The organism is Pseudomonas sp. IT-P176 (genome assembly GCF_949767245.1).
Taxonomy (GTDB): domain Bacteria; phylum Pseudomonadota; class Gammaproteobacteria; order Pseudomonadales; family Pseudomonadaceae; genus Aquipseudomonas.
Genome location: NZ_CATKPN010000035.1, coordinates 620,980 through 638,092, shown reverse-complemented (window position 1 = coordinate 638,092; position 17,113 = coordinate 620,980). Strand labels below are relative to the sequence as shown.

The window sequence follows — 17,113 nt, the reverse complement described above, 5'->3', positions numbered from 1 at the left end:
AATAAGCGGAAACGTTTCAGTAAGATAGCCACCTAAGCATCTGAACATCTCCGGTTGGAGATGGACTATATGTATAGGGTTCGATCATCCCATCCACTGAAGGAGCATCTTTATGACCTGGTCCAAACCTGCCTACACCGACCTGCGTATCGGCTTTGAAGTCACCATGTACTTCGCCAGCCGTTGATTTTGCCTGCGGGCGGAACACGCGGTACAACGCCTCGGCCAGCCCGGGGCGTTTTCATTTTTAGCGTTGATGTGATGGAGCAGCCATGTTTGTCCAGATTCTAGGTTCCGCCGCCGGCGGCGGATTTCCGCAGTGGAACTGCAACTGCGTGAACTGCGCAGGGTTTCGTGACGGCAGTCTGCGGGCCCACGCGCGTACCCAATCGTCGATCGCGATCTCCGATGACGGCGTGAACTGGGTGCTGTGCAACGCATCGCCGGACATCCGCGCGCAACTCCAGGGTTTTGCGCCGATGCAGCCTGGTCGCGCCCTGCGCGATACGGGGGTGCAGGCAATCATCCTGATGGACAGCCAGATCGACCACACCACCGGCCTGTTGAGCCTGCGTGAAGGTTGCCCGCACCAGGTCTGGTGCACCGACATGGTCCACGAAGACCTGAGCAGCGGCTTCCCGCTGTTCACCATGCTCAGCCACTGGAATGGCGGCCTTGACTGGAACCGCATCGAGCTCGACCAGAGTTTCAGCATCCCGGCCTGCCCCAACCTGCGTTTCAGCCCCCTGCCCCTGCGCAGCGCCGCACCACCGTACTCGCCGCATCGCTTCGACCCGCACCCGGGTGACAACATCGGCCTGATCGTCGAAGACCTGCGCACCGGTGGCAAACTGTTCTACGCCCCGGGGCTGGGCAAGGTCGACGCGCCGTTGCTGGAGATCATGGCCGGTAGCGACTGCCTGCTGGTGGATGGCACGCTGTGGGACGACGACGAAATGCAGCGCCGCGGCGTCGGCACCCGTACCGGTCGGGAAATGGGCCACCTGGCCCAGAACGGCCCGGGCGGTATGCTCGAAGTGCTGGAGCAACTGCCCAAGCAACGCAAGGTGCTGATCCACATCAACAACACCAATCCGATCCTCGATGAAGACTCGGCCGAGCGTGCCGAGCTGGTGCGGCGCAATGTTGAAGTGGCGTATGACGGCATGAGTATTGTGCTGTAGCGGATGGCCTCATCGCGAGCAAGCTCGCTCCCACATGGGATCTGTGGCGCATACAAAACCTGTGGGAGCGAGCTTGCTCGCGATGGCGTCCGAACAAGCACCAAAGCATCCACCGGATGTACACCGGAGAACCGCAATGACCGACACACCGCTGTCCCCCGCCGAGTTCGAAGCCGCGCTGCGGGCCAAGGGCGCCTACTACCACATCCATCACCCGTACCACGTGGCGATGTACGAAGGCCGGGCCAGCCGCGAACAGATCCAGGGCTGGGTCGCCAACCGCTTCTACTATCAGGTGAACATCCCCCTGAAGGACGCGGCGATCCTGGCCAATTGCCCGGATCGCGAGATCCGCCGCGAATGGATTCAGCGCCTGCTCGACCACGACGGTGCGCCCGGTGAAGACGGCGGCATCGAAGCCTGGTTGCGCCTCGGCCAGGCCGTGGGCCTGGCCCCCGAGCAACTGCGCTCCCAGGAACTGGTGTTGCCGGGCGTGCGGTTTGCCGTCGACGCCTACGTCAACTTCGCCCGCCGCGCCAGTTGGCAGGAAGCCGCCAGCAGTTCGCTGACCGAACTGTTCGCCCCGCAGATCCACCAGTCACGCCTGGACAGTTGGCCACAGCACTACCCCTGGATCGACCCGGCCGGTTACCAATACTTCCGCACGCGCCTGGGCCAGGCGCGGCGTGATGTCGAGCACGGGCTGGCGATCACCCTGCAGCACTACACCACCTATGCTGGCCAGCAGCGCATGCTGGAAATTCTCCAGTTCAAACTGGACATACTTTGGAGCATGCTCGATGCCATGAGCATGGCCTATGAATTGAACCGCCCGCCTTACCACAGCGTGACCGAGCAACGGGTCTGGCACCGAGGAATCGCCTTATGAGTTTCGACCGCAGCAGGACCCCCACCTGGCGTCCCGGTTACCGCTTCCAGTACGAGCCGGCGCAAAAAGGCCATGTGCTGCTGTACCCCGAAGGCATGATCAAGCTCAACGAAAGCGCCGCGCTGATTGGCGGCCTGATCGATGGCCAGCGTGACGTCGCCGCGATCATCGCCGAACTGGACAGCCGATTCCCCGGCGTGCCTGAGCTTGGCGAGGATATCGAGCAATTCATGGAGGTCGCCCGTGCACAGCACTGGATCGAACTCGGCTGATCCTGCGGCCCTGCCGGCCAAGCCGGAAGTCGGCCTGCCGCTGTGGCTGCTCGCCGAGCTGACTTACCGTTGCCCACTGCAGTGCCCCTACTGTTCGAACCCGCTGGACTTCGCCGCACAAGGCCAGGAACTGAGCACCGAACAGTGGCTGAAAGTGTTCCGCGAGGCGCGGGAAATGGGTGCCGCGCAACTGGGCTTCTCGGGTGGCGAACCGCTGGTGCGCCAGGACCTTGCCGAGTTGATCGGCGAGGCGCGCAAGCTGGGGTTCTACACCAACCTGATCACCTCGGGCATCGGCCTCACCGAACAGAAAATCAGCGACTTCAAAAAGGCTGGCCTGGACCATATCCAGATCAGCTTCCAGGCCAGCGATGAGCAGGTGAACAACCTGTTGGCCGGCTCGAAAAAAGCCTTCGCGCAGAAACTGGAGATGGCCCGGGCGGTGAAAGCCCATGGCTACCCGATGGTGCTGAACTTCGTCACCCATCGGCACAACATCGACAAGATCGACCGCATCATCGAGCTGTGCATCGCCCTGGAAGCCGACTTCGTCGAGCTCGCCACCTGCCAGTTCTACGGCTGGGCCCAGCTCAATCGGGTCGGCCTGCTACCGACCCAGGAACAACTGGTGCGCGCCGAACGCATCACCAACGAATATCGCGCCAAACTGGAAGCCCAAGGGCATCCGTGCAAGCTGATCTTCGTCACCCCGGACTACTACGAAGAACGCCCGAAAGCCTGCATGAATGGCTGGGGCAGCATTTTCCTGACCGTCACCCCCGACGGCACCGCGCTGCCCTGTCACGGTGCCCGACAGATGCCGGTACAGTTTCCCAACGTGCGCGAGCACAGCATGCAGCACATCTGGTACGACTCGTTCGGCTTCAACCGCTTTCGCGGTTATGACTGGATGCCCGAGCCGTGCCGCTCGTGTGACGAAAAAGAAAAGGACTTCGGCGGCTGTCGCTGCCAGGCCTTCATGCTCACCGGCGACGCCAGCAACGCTGACCCGGTGTGCAGTAAATCCGAGCATCACGGCATGATCCTCAAGGCGCGCGAAGAAGCCGAGCACGCCACCCAGACCATCGAACAGTTGGCCTTTCGCAATGAACGAAACTCACGCCTCATCGTTAAAGGCTGAAGCCTTGAGCGCCCTCAAAGCCGTGTCCGCGGGGGTCGACTTCGCGGACCTGCAGGTGGGCGCCCAAGGCCTGTTCTGGAATGAATATCGCCCCCAGGATGGCGCCTGCCGGATCTGGCACTGGCGCGAGCAGCACGCCCATTGCCTGACTCCACCCGGTTTCAGCGTGCGCAGCCGGGTCTACGAATACGGCGGCGGTGCATTTTGCCTGGGCGATGACGCGCTGTTCTTCGTCAACGAGGCCGACCAGCAGCTTTACCGCCAAACCCTGACGGGCGCACCACCCCTGGCATTGACCGCGGGCGAGTGCCGATACGGCGACCTGCAGTGGGCCAACGGCCAGGTGTTGGCCGTCGAAGAACTGGCCGACCAGCACCGCCTGGTGGCCATCGCTGCCGACGGTCAACGCCAGCTGCTGGTGGAAGGTGCGGACTTTTACGCCGCGCCGACCTTGAGCCCCGACGCCCGACAACTGGCATGGATCGAGTGGAGCCGCCCCCATCAGCCCTGGACCGCCACGCGCCTGATGCTCGCCCAATTGAATCCCGACGGCAGCCTGGCCCCACCCCGTTGCGTAGCCGGGGCAGATGTCGAGGAGTCGCTGCAACAGCCGCGCTTCGATGAGCGCGGGCGCTTGTATTGCCTGAGTGACCGAGATGGATTCTGGCAGCCGTGGGTCGACAGCGAATCAGGCTGGCAACCGCTGCCCAGTGCCGTGGCCGACCACGGTCCGGCGCCCTGGCAATTGGGGGGTTGCACCTGGCTGCCACTGGACGAGCAGCGCTACCTGGCCAGCTGGACAGTTGCCGGCTTTGGCCGCCTGGGCCTGTGCTCAGGCCAGCAGGTCGAGGACTACACCGGCGACTACAGCCGCTTTCGCAACCTGGCGCTGGATCAGCAGTTCATCTACTGCATTGCCGCCTCACCGGTCAGTCCCTCTGCCGTGATCGCCATCGACCGCCACAGCCACCAGGTGCAGGTCCTGGCCGGCGGCGTCGCGCTGTTACCCGCCGAGCAGATCAGCCAACCACAGACCTTGCGTTACCCCAGCGGCAAGGGCGAGGCCCATGGGTTCTTCTACCCAGCCATGGGCAATGTGGAAAAGCCGCCGTTGCTGGTATTCATCCATGGCGGGCCGACCTCGGCCTGCTATCCGATGCTCGATCCACGCATCCAGTATTGGGCCCAGCGCGGCTTTGCCGTGGCCGACCTCAACTACCGTGGCAGCAGCGGCTACGGCCGAGCGTACCGACAGGCCCTGCATCTGCGTTGGGGCGAGGTGGATGTCGAAGATGCCTGCGCGGTGGTGACGTATCTCGCCGCACAAGGCTTGATCGATGGCGAGCACGCGTTCATTCGCGGCGGCAGTGCCGGCGGCTACACCACCCTGTGTGCCCTGGCGTTTCATCAGGTGTTCCGCGCGGGGGCCAGTCTGTACGGGGTCAGCGACCCTGTCGCCCTGAGCCGTGCTACCCATAAGTTCGAGGGTGATTATCTGGATTGGCTGATCGGCGATCCCATCGCCGACGCCGAGCGCTACGCCGCTCGCACCCCGCTGCAACACGCACAGAATATCCAGGTGCCGGTGATCTTTTTTCAAGGCGAACTCGACGCCGTCGTTGTCCCGCAGCAGACCCGCGACATGCTCAAGGCCCTGCAAGACAACGGCATCGCGGCGCAGGCCCATTACTACCCAGACGAACGCCACGGCTTTCGCAAGGCCAGCAATCAGGCCCACGCACTGGAGCAGGAATGGTTGTTTTATCGCGAGGTGATGAAGCCAGCCCAGGGCTGATCGCAGCGCGGTTCAACGCTGCGATCCACAGGCTTAACGCTTGGCGATGATGTACACCGCGTGAACGATGCCCGGAATATAGCCACACAAGGTCAGCAGGATATTCAGCCAGAACGCGCCGCCGAACCCCACTTGCAGGAATACGCCCAGTGGCGGCAACAGAATGGCAATGATGATGCGAATGAAATCCATAGGGCAGCTCCTGAGTAAGGTGGGCTGTGATCAGCCACACACCTAATCGACCCGCGGCGTTGGCCAGGGTTCCGTAACCTTCCGGCCAGGTGCCACTATTGCGGCCTGGTCAGGCCAGAATCTCCAACCCATGCTTTTGCACGATGCTGAGCAGTTTGAGGGCCATGCCACTGGGTTGTTTGTCGCCGGCTTCCCACTGCTTGACCGTGGAGGCGCTGGTGTTCAAGTAACGGGCAAACACCGGCTGGCTGACGTTGTTGCGCTCGCGCAGTTGCTTGATCTCCAGCGCCGCAATCGCCTGGGGTACGTGGGCCAGGCACGTCTCGTCGAATTGGCGCATGGTGGTCTTGCTGATGGCCCCGATCGACAGCAAGGCAGCAGCCGAATCGTGAGCCGACTCAAGGGCTTCACTTTTGAATTTATTGCTCATGGTGCATCTCCACAAATTCCTTCATATCCAGCAACTGCCGGACCTGTGTCTCATCAAGCTTTTCATAGGCTTTAGCCAGTTCTCGAAAAGCGGCCAGTTCCGTCTGGCTGATATTGCCTTGATCTTTTTTGGCAAACAGGAATTGGTATATCCCGTAACGGCCGCCCTTGGCCAGGATGATCGAACGGTGTCGGTTTTGGTTCAGGCGTTTTTTCCAAACGCCGCCTCCCAGGCTGTCCGCTTGTCCTTTTAACAACTCGGCGAATGCTGACCTCAACTCATCGTCCCCAATCCAGGCTTTGGCAGCCTGGAGGGCAAAACGCTTGGTCTTGAACAGTCTGATACTCATGGACATCCCTTCCCTGAAAAATACCACCTAGTGGTATGGATAGCCAATCCGACCGTCGTCATTTCTGCGCACCGGTATCGGCAATCCTTGCCGACTCCATAAAAAGCCATTGTTGCGGTTACCGCTCAAGCCCTGAATAGGCTCCTGAAAATCGTCGGGACAAAAAAAACGCCCCATGCCAAAAGGATCAGGCATGGGGCGATGCGTTATACCGCGAGACGGTTCGGGAATTCAGGTGTTGCGATCACGTCAGACCGCGATGCCTTTGCGACATTGCAATTGGGCGGTGCGCACCCGGGCAAAGGCGCGCGCCAGGCGCAGGAGCATTTCGTCGATGTTGGCCTGGCTGACGGTCAGCGCCGGGGTGAAGCGCAGGCAGTCGGCTTGTGGGGCGCTGATCAGCAGGCCTTCGTACATCGCGGCCTTGACCACGGCGTCGGCCGAGTCATCGCTGAGCCTGAGCCCCCAGAGCAGGCCGTGACCGCACAACTCGCCGTGCCCGTAGCGATTGGCCAGGCGCGCCAAGCCTTCGTGCAGGTGTTGAGCGCTGTCGCGTACATGTTCGAGAAACCCGTGATCGAGCACGCTATCGAGCACTGCCAGGCCAGCCGATGCCATCAGGGCATTGCCGTGATGGGTGCCGTCCAATTCGCCCGGTTCAAAACAGCAGGCGCTGCCCCGGGCCAGCAAGGCCGCCACCGGCACTCCGCCACCGAGGCCCTTGCCCAACACAACAATGTCGGCCCGCACGCCATATAGCTGTTCAGCCAGCAGTCGACCGCAACGGCCCATGCCGGTTTGCACTTCGTCGAGGATCAGCAGAATCCCCAACTCACGGCACAAGCGCTCGACGCCCTTGAGGTAATGCTCGGTCGCAGGCAGTACGCCCGCCGCAGCCTGGATCGGCTCCAGCATGATCGCCACAGTCTGCGCGTCCACCGCCGCATGCAGCGCCGGCAGGTCGTTGAACGGAACACGATCAAAACCCGGGAGCCGGGGCTCGAAGCGATTGTCCTGGCAGTCCGAGGCAGACAACGCAGCAAAGCCATGACCATGGCAGCTACCGCTGGCGGTAATGATTCGCGAAGCACCGCCGCGATGCAGTTGGCCCCATTTGCGCGCCAGCTTGATCGCGGCTTCGCACGCCTCACTGCCGGTATTGAGCAGGTACACCTGGTCGCTGCCAGTGCTGTTGCACAGCCGCTCGGCCAGGTTCAACTGGCCGCGATTGAGCAATCCCGAGCCAGGATTGATCAGCGCCTGCGCCTGGGCCGTCAGCGCCTTGACCAGTGCCGTGGGGCTATGGCCGAGGCTGTTGGCTCCGGCGCCCTGGGTAAAGTCCAGGTAGGCGCGGTCAGCGCTGTCCCACAGCCAGGAACCCTGGCCACGGACGAAAATCTGCGGGGCTCGCTCAACACTCGGCATCAGGCACTCACTGGACAGGTTAGCGCTCCTTGCAGGTAACAAACCCTCGGCCGCCAGGTCATCCAGGCTCGGCTGCGGGCGACGCAGGTTGAACAGGTTCATGCGCGCAAACCCTCCAGCGGCAAGCCCAGCAGACGCGCCGTCCAATCCTCGACCCGCCCGCTGCGCAGGCGCTTGATGGCAATATCGCGCCAGCGCGAAGACAGCGCCGGACAATCAATCAGCTTTTTCAAACCGGTATGTTCCAGCGGTTCGCGATAAAAACTGCGCAACGCCCAGGCCACGGTCAGGCCGGGGTAACTGCGCTGGATCAGTTCGAACGGTTGCTCGGCGCTGACAAACCCAGGCTTGAGCACGCGGTAGAACCAGCCACAGCGTCCGGTGTCCTGGGCGAGCTGGGGCAGGATCGGCACACCCCAGCGACGGCTCAGGCGATAGCACGGCGAACGCGGCTGGCTGACCTGCAACAGCGCGCCACCCCAGCGAAACAGATCGCCCAGGCACACTTGCTCTTCACCGAGGCCGTGGGTCGAGAGGTTCTCGCCGAAGGCCGGCGCCTGCCAGTCAATCTGTGGATAACGTTTGCGCCAGTACGCGTAGTGCTCGGCCGGGTAGTGATGCAGGGCCCGTTCGGGACCGGTGTGAAAGCGCGGATCGCCGTGCTCGTCACTGCCCAGGCCCTGCGGCCACAACCAGAGTCGATTGGCAATCCGCTCTTTGTCGGTATCGCTGACCAAGCCCTGCCCCAGGTTTTTTGCCTTGCCTATGTAAACACCATCAACGTAAACGGTATTCATCGCGCTCTCTGGCCCTATAAGCCTTGTGAATGCGGTTAGACTAGGCTTCTGCAGGGCGCTGAGCCATTTCGATTTCCCAGCTTTTTCGATAAGAAATACTTATGGATTTTAAGCAACTGCGTTATTTCGTCGCGGTGTACGAAGAAGGCCATGTCGGCCGGGCCGCCGAACGTCTGTCGATCTCCCAGCCGGCGCTCTCGCAACAGATCCGGCAACTGGAACAGAACCTCGATGTGAGCCTGTTCGAGCGCAGCAGCAAACGGCTGCTGCCCACACTGGCCGCGCATACCCTGTACAACCACGCCCTGCCCTTGCTCGATGGCATGCAACGGGCGCGCGAAGCCTTGGGCAACTTCAAGGGCCAAGCCTCGCGCACCTTGGCCATCGGGGTCCTGCAAACCGTGCACACCAGCCTGGTGCCAAAGATGCTTGAGCGGGTGCGCACGGCCCAGCCCCATTTGGTGGTGCAGATCTACGAGCTCACGGGGCTGGAAATCGAACGCCGCCTGCTTAACGGCTCGCTGGACATCGGCATCAGCTACCTGCCGCCGCGCCAGCCGGGGCTGCATGGCGTGCTGCTGTACGAAGACGAACTGACCCTGGTCATCCCCGTCGACCACCCACTGCGCGAATTCAAGAAAGTCTCCATGAGCCAGGCCGCCGAATTGCCGATGTTGCTGCTGGGCGAGGAGTTTCAGATCCGCCAGATCTGGCAGGGACAACTGGCCAGCCTCGGCCGCCGCCCGCAAGTGCAGGCCGAGCTGAACAACATGGCGGGGATCCTCGACAGTTTGCCCCACACCCGGCTGGCGACTGTTTTGCCCGGACGCTCACAGCGCGAGCATGGCAACAAGGCGTTGTTGTGGAAACCGTTGAGTGAACCGCGGGTGCCGCTGAAGGTGGGGTTGGTCTGTCGGGATGTGCAGCGTCAGCAGGCCACCCTGGAATTGTTGCGCAACCTGCTGGAGGATGTGATGGATGGCCCGGACGGGCGCCTGGCGAGCCCGACGGTCCTGGATGCCCAGGGTTGATGGGCAAAACATAAATCGCAGGCAAAAGAAAACCCCGCCGAAGCGGGGCTTTGCAGACTGTTTCCCTGACATCCATTTCACTCCGCCGTCCTGGCAGAATCCTACGTGTCCGTGTTGTTGCTTTGCGCTTCCTGCGCGACGTCCATATGAGTAGATTAGCTGTGGATCCAATCTGCGAACAGGGGAGAACAGCAGCACGTCATGTAAGTAAATGCTTACATGAGGTTACATTCCTCAAAACTGCGCGGCATCCAGCAGGAACAACGACTCGCTGCCGGCTTTGACCGAAGCGCTGAGCGAGTGAATCCGCGGCAGCAGACGGGCGAAGTAGAAGCGTGCAGTGCCCAGCTTGCTGGCGTAGAACTCATCCTGTGTTTCCTTGCCGATGGCAGCCTTGGCCATCAGGGCCCACATGTAGGCGTAGGACACATAGCCAAACACCTGCAAGTATTCGACCGAGGCCGCGCCGATTTCGTTCGGATTACCTTGCACCCGGTCCAGCAGCCAGGCGGTCAGTTCGTCCAGCGTCTCCACTGCACGGTTCAACGGCCGGGTAAATTCACCCAGCTCGGCATCGGCGGTCGCAGTGAAATGACGAATCTCATCAGCGAACAGGTTGTAGAGCGCCCCGCCACTGCCGACGATTTTGCGCCCGACCAGGTCCAGCGCCTGAATGCCGTTAGTGCCCTCGTAGATCTGGGTAATGCGCACGTCGCGTACCAGTTGCTCCTGGCCCCATTCGCGAATGTAACCGTGGCCGCCGAACACTTGCTGGCCGTGAATCGTGGTTTCCAGGCCCAGGTCGGTGAGGAACGCCTTGGCGACTGGGGTCAGCAACGCCACCAGGTCTTCGGCACGTTTGCGGGTGGTTGGGTCTTCGCTGAACTTGGCGGTGTCCAGTTGCATGGCCACGTAGGTGGAGAAGGCACGGCCACCTTCGTTCGACGCCTTCATGGTCAGCAGCATGCGTCGCACATCAGGGTGAACGATGATCGGGTCGGCAACCTTGTCCTTGTTCTGCGCGCCGGTTGGCGCACGGCTTTGCAGGCGGTCACGGGCGTATTCGACCGCGTTCTGGTAAGAGCGCTCGCCGGTGGCCAGCCCCTGGATACCGACACCCAGACGCTCGTAGTTCATCATGGTGAACATCGCCGCCAGGCCTTTGTTCGGCTCACCGACCAGGTAACCCACGGCTTCGTCGAAGTTCATCACGCAGGTGGAGGATGCCTGGATACCCATCTTGTGTTCGATCGAACCACAGTTGGCCGGGTTACGTGCGCCCAGGCTGCCGTCGGCGTTGACCATGAACTTCGGCACCAGGAACAGCGAAATGCCTTTCGGACCTGCCGGGGCGTCCGGCAGCTTCGCCAGCACCAGGTGAATGATGTTCTCGGTCAGGTCGTGTTCGCCGCCGGTGATGAAGATCTTGGTCCCACTGACTTTGTAGGAACCATCGGCCTGAGGCTCGGCCTTGGTGCGGATGATCCCCAGGTCAGTCCCGGCATGGGGTTCGGTCAGGCACATGGAACCGGCCCAGACCCCGGCGTACATGTTCGGCAGGTACGTGGCCTTCAGTTCTTCGCTGGCATGAGCGTTGATCGACAGACAGGCACCGGCGGTGAGCATCGGGTACAGGCCGAACGACAGGCTGGCGGAGTTGACCATCTCCTCGACCTGGGCCGAAACGGTCTTGGGCATGCCCATGCCGCCGAACGCCGGATCGCCACCGACCCCGACCCAGCCCCCTTCAGCGTAGGTCTGATAGGCCTGTGGGAAACCTGCCGGGGTGGTCACGGCACCGTCACTCCAGTGGCAACCTTCTTCGTCGGCGGCCCGGCTCAGTGGCGCAATGCTTTTGCTGGTGACTTTGCCAGCTTCCTCAAGGATCGCCTCGACGGTCTCGGCATCCACGGTGTCGGCCAAAGCAGGAAGTTCTGCCCAGAGCTTGGCCACCTCGAAAACTTCATTGAGGACGAAGCGCATATCGCGCAGGGGCGCTTTGTAGTCAGCCATGGCAAACCTCGTAATACGTGAAAGGTGATTCGTGGGGATCGGGATACAACAAGTGCCGGGAGTGTACCCGAACAACTTTTGCGACACATAGGGTCGACTCGTGACTTATTTGTAATTTTTAGTCACTAAAAACCATCACGGGCAAGCCTTGCGCCGCCTTCCCGGCGCTGCAGGGCTTGCCCGCGATGTGCTTAAACCACCACCGTCAAAGCGCAAACAGCCCTGCTGGTAGCTTCATCAGGCAATCACTGCCTGCCTGCACCGCCGCCCGATGGGCCGCCGTGCGCGGCAGCAGACGCTTGAAGTAAAACTCGCAGGTGGCCAATTTGCCCTCACAGTAGTCGGCATCACCACTGCCCGCCTCCAACTGCGCCTGAGCCACCAGCGCCATGCGCAGCCACAGGTAGGCGTGGATGATGTAACCGCTGTACATCAGGTAATCCAGCGCCGCGGCCCCCACTTCATCAGGGTTCTTCAGCGCCGCCATCCCGACCTGGGTGGTCAGTTCACCCCACTGCTGATTGAGCCCGTCGAGCTGCGCGACATACGTCTTGAGCTGTGGATGCCCGGCGTTGGCGGCACAGAACTTGTGGACGATTTTGGTAAAACCGCGCAGCAACTGGCCCTGGCTGCCCAGTACCTTGCGCCCCAGCAGGTCCAGCGCCTGGATGCCGTTGGTGCCCTCGTAGATCGGCGCAATGCGGCAGTCACGCACCAACTGCTCCATGCCCCACTCGCGGATATAGCCGTGACCACCAAACACCTGCATCCCGTGGTTGGTCACCTCCAGGCCGGTTTCGGTCATGAACGCCTTGCAGATCGGCGTCAGGAACGCCAACAGGTTCTCGGCGTCCTGGCGTTGCTCGGCGTCGCTGGACAGGTGCGCGGCATCGAGCAATTGGGCGGTGAAGTAGGTCAGCGCCCGATTGCCTTCGTTGAAGGCTTTCATGGTCAGCAGCATGCGCCGCACATCGGGGTGGACGATGATCGGGTCGGCGGCTTGTTCCGGGGCCTTGGGCCCGGTCAGCGCGCGCATCTGCAGGCGCTCGTTGGCGTACTTGATCGCACCCTGGAAACTCGCCTCGCCCAGGCACAAGCCCTGCATCCCAGTGCCGAGCCGAGCGTGGTTCATCATGGTGAACATGCAGTTCAGGCCTTTGCTCGCCTCGCCGATCAGGTAACCCGTGGCGCCGTCGAAGTTCAGCACGCACGTGGCCGAGGCCTTGATGCCCATCTTGTGCTCGATCGAACCACAGGTAACCCCGTTGCGCTCGCCCGCCTCGCCTTCGCTGTCGGGCAGGAACTTGGGCACGATGAACAGCGAGATGCCTTTGGTCCCGGCCGGCGCATCCGGCAGCTTGGCCAGCACCAGGTGAATGATGTTGTCACTCAGGTCGTGCTCACCGGCGGAGATGAAGATCTTGCTGCCGGTGACCGCGTAGCTGCCGTCGGCTTGGGGCACCGCGCGGGTCTTGATGATCCCCAGGTCAGTGCCGCAATGGGCCTCGGTCAGGCACATGGTGCCGGTCCACTGGCCGGCCGTGAGTTTGCTCAGGTAGGCCTGTTTCTGCTGCTCGGTGCCGTGGGCGTGAATGGCCGACATCGCACCGTGGGTCAGGCCCGGGTACATGCCCCAGGAGGTATTGCTGGAACCGACCATCTCGCTGATCACCAGCCCCAGTGAACTCGGCAACCCTTGTCCACCATACGCTGGGTCCGCCGCCAGCCCATGCCAGCCACCTTCGACATACTGGGCGAACGCCTGCTTGAAACCCTTGGGGGTGGTGACCACGCCATTGTCGAAATGGCAGCCTTCTTCGTCACCCGAGCGGTTCAGCGGGGCCAGGACGTTTTCGCAGAAGCGGGCGCCCTCTTCGAGGATTGCATTGACCATGTCCGGGCTGGCATCGGTAGCCCCGAGCGCGGCGTAGTTGGCATGGAAGTAAAACACGTGGTCGATCAGAAAGCGCATGTCGCGCAGGGGGGCTTTGTACTCAGGCATAGTCATTGCTCCGTCAGCAGATCCCTGCAACCTACTGCCGCACGCCCCCCCGGACAATCACAGTGCAGGCGCTGAATGCGCCATCATCACTCAATCCGTTGCCCCGTCCATGCGCACCGCGCCACGGCGGTTCTGCCCAAACGCCATCACACAATTTCGCCCGGCCCCCTTGGCGCTGTAGAGTGCCTGGTCGGCGCTTTTCAACACCTCTTCCGGCGTACGCTGCGCCAGGCGCTCGGCAACCCCGATGCTCACCGTGACCGCCACGCTGCAAGCACTGGCCCCGGAGCGGCGCTGCCGACCTTGTTGATCGTCCAGGGGCCGGCTGTCTTGATTGCGCAGCTGAATGTTGTAGCTGGCAATCGCTTCGCGGATCTCCTCCAGGTACGGCAAACACTCCTCAAGGCTCTTGGCCGCGAATACCAGGGCAAACTCTTCGCCACCATAACGATAGGCACGGCCACCGCCACCGACCTTCGACAACTTGCTGGCCACCAGGCGCAGCACCTGGTCGCCGACATCATGCCCGTGGGTGTCGTTGAATTTCTTGAAGTGATCGACGTCGCTCATGGCCAGCACGTAATTGCGGCCCAGCCGTTGCAAGCGCTCGTTCAGCGCCCGCCGCCCGGGCAAACCGGTCAGCTCATCGCGAAACGCCATCTGGTAGGCCTCGTGTGCCACCGCGGCGGCGATCATCAACATCACCTGGCTGCACATGATGTTCAGGGTAAACGGCAGGATGAAGGTCTTGGGCAGCATCCAGAACAAGCCGAGCAGGCCTACCAGTTGAGCCGCGTGCAAAGGTCGGGGATGGCGCCAATATTGGTAGGCCAATAACCCAAAGGCCGCGAGGAACAGCGGGTACGCCAGCTGGATCAGGCTCATCCAGGCCCCATGCAGCGCCGGCCAACGGATTTCCGCCAGCCAGGCCTGCACGGCCTGGGGATAACTTTGCTCCAGGGCCAGGGCCACACTGCCCACGGCCAGCAGTACCGCGAACCGCGCGACCAGGTCCTGAAACAGATGGGTCCGCTCCTGCCACGCCGCGAATGTCCCGTACAACACGGGCAGCAGCAGGCAGCAGAGATGGAAGATCACCGCGGCGTCTTCGCGTACCCCGCCAAAGTCACGGTAATAGTCGGTTTGGGTGTCGAGCAGAAAGTAGGCGATGTACACCGTGACCATCAGGAACAGTTCACGCTGGCGTCGGTAAACCGCGCAGTACGCGCCGCCGAGCAGCAACACCAGGGTCGGCAGGACGTTGAACAACGAGGTGAAAAACACGTTGAGTTCCCTGACGTAAGCCACTGCGAGGCCTGCGAGCAACAGCAGCAGCGAAGGCAGGAAGTGACTCAAACGTACAGCAGAGGAACGCGACAAGGGTAAAGCTCCGGCCCGGCAAATTGATTGATGGCATTATGCCTTCATGCTGGCACGACAGTGCATGAAATGTACTGTCTACGGTTCTTTAACGGCCGCCATAGCGCACGGTTGGGTGTTTCAGCCGGGGGTTTGTATCGCTTTATTTCGGGAATAAAAAAACCGCTGCACCCGAAGGTGCAGCGGTTTGTTGAAGGACCTGCCTTAGGCTTAGTAGCCCAGTGCGAAGTCTTCTTCTTTCATGTCCATCAGGTTGTTGGCGCCCGACAGCATGGTTACAACGTGAGTGCGGGTACGCGGCAGGATGCGCTGGAAGTAGAAACGCGCAGTCTGCAACTTGGCGGTGTAGAACGCCTCTTCGGTCGTGCCGGCAGCCAGTTTTTCGGCTGCCAGGCGCGCCATGTCAGCCCAGAAGTAAGCCAGGCAGACGTAACCGGAGTACATCAGGTAATCCACGGAAGCCGCGCCCACTTCTTCGCGGTCTTTCATCGCGGCCATGCCGACCTTCATGGTCAATTCGCCCCACTCTTTGTTCAGTGCTGCCAGCGGTGCCACGAATTCCTGGACCACTTCGTTGCCTTCGTTGGTCTGGCAGAACTTGTGCACGATCTTGGTGAAGCCTTTCAGAGCCTCGCCTTGGGTCATCAGCACTTTACGACCCAGCAGGTCGAGAGCCTGGATGCCGGTAGTGCCTTCGTACAGCATGGAAATACGGCTGTCGCGAACGTTCTGCTCCATGCCCCACTCGGCGATGAAGCCGTGGCCGCCGTAGATCTGCACGCCGTGGTTGGCCGATTCAAAACCGACTTCGGTCATGAAGGCTTTGGCGATTGGAGTCATGAAGGCCAGCAGTGCGTCGGCTTTCTTCTTCTCTTCTTCATCTACGCCGTACTTGACGATGTCGACCTGCTTGGCGGTGAAGTAAACCATTGCACGGTTGCCTTCGGCGAATGCCTTCATGGTCAACAGCATGCGACGAACATCCGGGTGCACGATGATCGGGTCAGCGGCTTTTTCCGGGGCTTTCGGCCCGGTCAGGGAGCGCATCTGCAGGCGATCGCGAGCGTATTTCAGGCCACCCTGGAAGCCGATTTCGGCGTGGGCCAGGCCTTGCAGGGCGGTACCCAGGCGTGCGGTGTTCATGAAGGTGAACATGCAGTTCAGGCCTTTGTTCGCCGGGCCGATCAGGAAACCGGTGGCCTCGTCGAAGTTCATCACGCAGGTGGCGTTGCCGTGGATACCCATCTTGTGTTCCAGGGAACCACAGGTCACGGCGTTGCGCGCACCGATGCTGCCATCGGCGTTGGGCATGAACTTTGGAACGATGAACAGGGAAATGCCTTTGGTGCCAGCCGGAGCGTCCGGTAGGCGGGCCAGTACGATGTGGACGATGTTATCGGCCATGTCGTGTTCACCGGCCGAGATGAAAATCTTGGTCCCGGAAACCTTGTACGAACCATCGGCCTGTGGCTCGGCCTTGGTGCGCAGCATGCCCAGGTCGGTGCCGCAGTGCGGTTCGGTCAGGCACATGGTGCCGGTCCATTCGCCGGAAACCAGCTTGGTCAGGTAAGCCTCTTGCTGCTCTGGCGTGCCGTGCTCGGAGATGGTGTTCATCGCGCCGTGCGACAGGCCAGGGTACATGCCCCACGACCAGTTGGACTCGCCAACCATTTCGCTGACTGCCAGGCCCAGGGACTCCGGCAGGCCTTGGCCGCCGTGCTCGATGTCGTGCGCCAGGCTCGGCCAGCCGCCTTCAACGAATTGTTTGTAGGCTTCCTTGAAACCAGTTGGCGTCTTAACGCCCGACTCGCTCCAGGTGCAGCCTTCGGTGTCACCCACGCGGTTCAGCGGAGCCAGCACCTGCTCACAAAACTTGGCGCCTTCCTCGAGAATGGCGTTAACCATGTCCGGGGTAGCGTCCTGGCAAGCCGGAAGGCTCTGATAGTGCGCTTCGTAGCCGAGCAGTTCGTCACGAACGAAGCGAATATCACGCAAGGGGGCCTTGTAGTCAGGCATAGCGATAAACCTCTGCTGATGTAACCGGGAATGAACGACCGCGATGATTTGTTGTGACGGTCAAACAGTTGTTTGAAACATACGTTTACGCTGAAATCTTGTCAAGCGTCGATCCTTCGCCGTTCGTCAACGGCCTCCTGAATTACGCACACAACAAAGCGCACGGCCGATGCACAAAGCATCGCCGTGTGTCACAA

Annotated in this window: 16 protein-coding genes; 7 read left to right on the top strand and 9 right to left on the bottom strand. The window is 61.5% G+C overall.

Features of this window, described 5'->3' with window-relative positions; genetic code table 11:
* The first annotated feature begins 112 nt into the window (after positions 1-112).
* The 6 genes from pqqA (at position 113) to ACM6IP_RS08975 (ending at position 5,281) form a co-directional block, all read left to right on the top strand.
* Positions 113-187 (top strand): pyrroloquinoline quinone precursor peptide PqqA, encoded by a 75-nt coding sequence (gene pqqA / locus ACM6IP_RS09000; RefSeq protein WP_003194766.1) that lies wholly within the window; start codon positions 113-115, stop codon positions 185-187.
* 85 nt (positions 188-272) lie between these two features.
* A complete protein-coding gene (pqqB, locus tag ACM6IP_RS08995) occupies positions 273-1,184 on the top strand; it encodes a pyrroloquinoline quinone biosynthesis protein PqqB (protein ID WP_095170617.1) in 912 nt (303 codons plus the stop codon).
* A gap of 136 nt (positions 1,185-1,320) precedes the next feature.
* Complete coding sequence (gene pqqC / locus ACM6IP_RS08990; protein WP_414861313.1) at positions 1,321-2,073, top strand: pyrroloquinoline-quinone synthase PqqC; 753 nt, start codon at positions 1,321-1,323, stop codon at positions 2,071-2,073.
* The gene (pqqD, locus tag ACM6IP_RS08985) at positions 2,070-2,345 is read left to right on the top strand and encodes a pyrroloquinoline quinone biosynthesis peptide chaperone PqqD (protein WP_095164265.1); all 276 of its coding nucleotides are present in this window, start codon (positions 2,070-2,072) and stop codon (positions 2,343-2,345) included. The genes pqqC and pqqD overlap by 4 nt, the downstream gene beginning before the upstream one ends.
* Positions 2,317-3,486: a pyrroloquinoline quinone biosynthesis protein PqqE gene (gene pqqE / locus ACM6IP_RS08980; protein ID WP_095164267.1), complete on the top strand. Its 1,170-nt coding sequence runs from the start codon at positions 2,317-2,319 to the stop codon at positions 3,484-3,486. The genes pqqD and pqqE overlap by 29 nt, the downstream gene beginning before the upstream one ends.
* A complete protein-coding gene (locus ACM6IP_RS08975) occupies positions 3,452-5,281 on the top strand; it encodes a prolyl oligopeptidase family serine peptidase (protein ID WP_414861312.1) in 1,830 nt (609 codons plus the stop codon). The genes pqqE and ACM6IP_RS08975 overlap by 35 nt, the downstream gene beginning before the upstream one ends.
* Positions 5,282-5,314: 33 nt before the next feature.
* Here the strand turns inward: ACM6IP_RS08975 and ACM6IP_RS08970 are convergent, their stop codons facing one another.
* From ACM6IP_RS08970 to ACM6IP_RS08950, 5 genes are all read right to left on the bottom strand, one after another.
* Positions 5,315-5,473, bottom strand: a complete 159-nt coding sequence (locus tag ACM6IP_RS08970; RefSeq protein WP_003228885.1) for a YqaE/Pmp3 family membrane protein — start codon at positions 5,471-5,473, stop codon at positions 5,315-5,317.
* Positions 5,474-5,582: 109 nt separating this feature from the next.
* Positions 5,583-5,903: a helix-turn-helix domain-containing protein gene (locus tag ACM6IP_RS08965; RefSeq protein ID WP_095164271.1), complete on the bottom strand. Its 321-nt coding sequence runs from the start codon at positions 5,901-5,903 to the stop codon at positions 5,583-5,585.
* Positions 5,893-6,252, bottom strand: coding sequence for a type II toxin-antitoxin system RelE/ParE family toxin (locus ACM6IP_RS08960; RefSeq protein ID WP_414861311.1), 360 nt, complete (start codon positions 6,250-6,252; stop codon positions 5,893-5,895). Before ACM6IP_RS08960 ends, ACM6IP_RS08965 begins: the two co-directional genes overlap by 11 nt.
* A gap of 249 nt (positions 6,253-6,501) precedes the next feature.
* The gene (locus ACM6IP_RS08955; RefSeq protein WP_095164275.1) at positions 6,502-7,779 is read right to left on the bottom strand and encodes an aspartate aminotransferase family protein; all 1,278 of its coding nucleotides are present in this window, start codon (positions 7,777-7,779) and stop codon (positions 6,502-6,504) included.
* Positions 7,776-8,474 (bottom strand): MOSC domain-containing protein, encoded by a 699-nt coding sequence (locus tag ACM6IP_RS08950; protein WP_095164277.1) that lies wholly within the window; start codon positions 8,472-8,474, stop codon positions 7,776-7,778. The genes ACM6IP_RS08955 and ACM6IP_RS08950 overlap by 4 nt, the downstream gene beginning before the upstream one ends.
* Positions 8,475-8,575: 101 nt before the next feature.
* Here ACM6IP_RS08950 and ACM6IP_RS08945 point away from each other — a divergent pair, with 101 nt between their 5' ends.
* Positions 8,576-9,505: a LysR family transcriptional regulator gene (locus tag ACM6IP_RS08945; RefSeq protein WP_095164278.1), complete on the top strand. Its 930-nt coding sequence runs from the start codon at positions 8,576-8,578 to the stop codon at positions 9,503-9,505.
* 234 nt (positions 9,506-9,739) lie between these two features.
* On the opposite strand, the gene ACM6IP_RS08940 is transcribed toward ACM6IP_RS08945, so the two are convergent.
* The 4 genes from ACM6IP_RS08940 to ACM6IP_RS08925 all read right to left on the bottom strand — a co-directional run bounded on the left by ACM6IP_RS08940 (position 9,740) and on the right by ACM6IP_RS08925 (position 16,916).
* Positions 9,740-11,518 (bottom strand): acyl-CoA dehydrogenase C-terminal domain-containing protein, encoded by a 1,779-nt coding sequence (locus ACM6IP_RS08940; protein ID WP_414861310.1) that lies wholly within the window; start codon positions 11,516-11,518, stop codon positions 9,740-9,742.
* 205 nt (positions 11,519-11,723) lie between these two features.
* Positions 11,724-13,520, bottom strand: a complete 1,797-nt coding sequence (locus ACM6IP_RS08935) for an acyl-CoA dehydrogenase C-terminal domain-containing protein (RefSeq protein ID WP_414861309.1) — start codon at positions 13,518-13,520, stop codon at positions 11,724-11,726.
* Between the two features lie 90 nt (positions 13,521-13,610).
* Positions 13,611-14,900, bottom strand: coding sequence for a diguanylate cyclase (locus ACM6IP_RS08930; protein WP_414861308.1), 1,290 nt, complete (start codon positions 14,898-14,900; stop codon positions 13,611-13,613).
* A 210-nt stretch (positions 14,901-15,110) separates the two neighbouring features.
* A complete protein-coding gene (locus ACM6IP_RS08925; protein ID WP_414861307.1) occupies positions 15,111-16,916 on the bottom strand; it encodes a phenylacyl-CoA dehydrogenase in 1,806 nt (601 codons plus the stop codon).
* Between the last annotated feature and the right edge of the window lie 197 nt (positions 16,917-17,113).

Bases quoted from the DNA above. Each gene is read 5' to 3' on its own strand.
- pqqB (WP_095170617.1), top strand. From the start codon at position 273: ATGTTTGTCCAGATTCTAGGTTCCGCCGCCGGCGGCGGATTTCCGCAG.
- pqqC (WP_414861313.1), top strand. From the start codon at position 1,321: ATGACCGACACACCGCTGTCCCCCGCCGAGTTCGAAGCCGCGCTGCGG.
- pqqD (WP_095164265.1), top strand. From the start codon at position 2,070: ATGAGTTTCGACCGCAGCAGGACCCCCACCTGGCGTCCCGGTTACCGC.
- ACM6IP_RS08975 (WP_414861312.1), top strand. From the start codon at position 3,452: ATGAACGAAACTCACGCCTCATCGTTAAAGGCTGAAGCCTTGAGCGCC.
- ACM6IP_RS08970 (WP_003228885.1), bottom strand. From the start codon at position 5,473: ATGGATTTCATTCGCATCATCATTGCCATTCTGTTGCCGCCACTGGGC.
- ACM6IP_RS08965 (WP_095164271.1), bottom strand. From the start codon at position 5,903: ATGAGCAATAAATTCAAAAGTGAAGCCCTTGAGTCGGCTCACGATTCG.
- ACM6IP_RS08960 (WP_414861311.1), bottom strand. From the start codon at position 6,252: ATGAGTATCAGACTGTTCAAGACCAAGCGTTTTGCCCTCCAGGCTGCC.
- ACM6IP_RS08955 (WP_095164275.1), bottom strand. From the start codon at position 7,779: ATGAACCTGTTCAACCTGCGTCGCCCGCAGCCGAGCCTGGATGACCTG.
- ACM6IP_RS08950 (WP_095164277.1), bottom strand. From the start codon at position 8,474: ATGAATACCGTTTACGTTGATGGTGTTTACATAGGCAAGGCAAAAAAC.
- ACM6IP_RS08945 (WP_095164278.1), top strand. From the start codon at position 8,576: ATGGATTTTAAGCAACTGCGTTATTTCGTCGCGGTGTACGAAGAAGGC.
- ACM6IP_RS08940 (WP_414861310.1), bottom strand. From the start codon at position 11,518: ATGGCTGACTACAAAGCGCCCCTGCGCGATATGCGCTTCGTCCTCAAT.
- ACM6IP_RS08935 (WP_414861309.1), bottom strand. From the start codon at position 13,520: ATGCCTGAGTACAAAGCCCCCCTGCGCGACATGCGCTTTCTGATCGAC.
- ACM6IP_RS08925 (WP_414861307.1), bottom strand. From the start codon at position 16,916: ATGCCTGACTACAAGGCCCCCTTGCGTGATATTCGCTTCGTTCGTGAC.